This is a genomic window from Clostridium sp. DSM 17811 (genome assembly GCF_018861905.1).
Lineage (GTDB): Bacteria > Bacillota > Clostridia > Clostridiales > Clostridiaceae > Clostridium_AD > Clostridium_AD frigoriphilum.
Genome location: NZ_JAHLDU010000083.1, coordinates 1 through 1,017 on the forward strand (window position 1 = coordinate 1; position 1,017 = coordinate 1,017).

General features: G+C 30.7%; 3 protein-coding genes. All 3 read right to left on the reverse strand.

Annotation, left to right across the window (positions count from 1 at the left end; genetic code table 11):
• Positions 1–248: 248 nt before the first annotated feature.
• Complete coding sequence (locus KPL44_RS25040) at positions 249–419, reverse strand: hypothetical protein (RefSeq protein ID WP_216256110.1); 171 nt, start codon at positions 417–419, stop codon at positions 249–251.
• 129 nt (positions 420–548) lie between these two features.
• Positions 549–680: a hypothetical protein gene (locus KPL44_RS25970; RefSeq protein WP_301183000.1), complete on the reverse strand. Its 132-nt coding sequence runs from the start codon at positions 678–680 to the stop codon at positions 549–551.
• A 90-nt stretch (positions 681–770) separates the two neighbouring features.
• Positions 771–1,017, reverse strand: a 247-nt coding sequence (locus tag KPL44_RS25045; protein ID WP_216256112.1) for a hypothetical protein, incomplete at its 5' end; no start/stop codon positions are given.

Here is a 1,017-nt window from a genome sequence, read left to right on the forward strand (position 1 = left end):
GAATAAGTTCGGAAGGCTAATACCTGTTCTAACATTTATTTTTAGGATACCAACTTCATCGCAAGCCCTAAATATAGACTCCATATTCCACCATATATCATTTCTATCTACTTGCATCATACTAGATGAGCTAACTGGTCTTATCATATCCTGCCTTTCGTTTATGTACCTATCAAATCATCTCCTGCGGAGCTGAAAATTAACGACTTCAGAAGGAAATTTATATTCCCACCGAAGTTCTTTATTTGTTATAATATACAACTCACTCTTATAAAATTGGGAAGCTTTCCTTCTAAAATGTCGTTAAATATTGTATATAAATCATTAAGTTCTTCTTTGCACCCTTCCAGATCACCTTCAAGTTCAGTATAATTATCCTTTAATGCTTCTATAGCTTGTCCTTGATTTTCACCTTGCAATTTGGTATTAACAAAACTTAGTACTTCCTTTATTGTTTCTATTGCAGTCTTATATTTTTTAATATTAAGGCTTATCCGCTCTAAGACTCAATAGTTTATTCTTATATATATCTTCAATCTCTTTTCCCCCTAACTAAAGCTGTAGCCATTTAGTTTATTTATTAATTCATTGCAATTATTTATCATATTATCTACTATTTCACCACATTTATCTTTTTCAACTGCATTTTGAAAATCCATTTGCTCAAAATTCTTAGCCATACTTTTCTTTTGTATTTCAATCTCTTCTATAAACTTAACAACTAATCCCTCTGAATGTGTTTTTGAATAATCCGCTTGACCTTTCCCCTCCTATTTATTAGGATTTATCTTCTCTCCCAGCTTTTCATCTTTTTTTTCAAATGCTACTACAACACTTAAAGCTCCATCATGAAATTGCTGTACTTTTTTTAACAGTTTCGGTGCCTTAGTATCTGTCATATTTGTTAATGCTTTCTTTATTTCATCAATAAAATCTGAATTACACCCCTCAAAACTATTTATAGTATTTTCTATGAAATCTTTAGAATAAGGTTCCAAATCTTTTATTGCTGCTTGA

What these genes read in the sequence shown, in the direction of transcription:
- KPL44_RS25970 (WP_301183000.1), bottom strand. Translation starts at nt 680, where the DNA reads ATGGCTAAGAATTTTGAGCAAATGGATTTTCAAAATGCAGTTGAAAAA.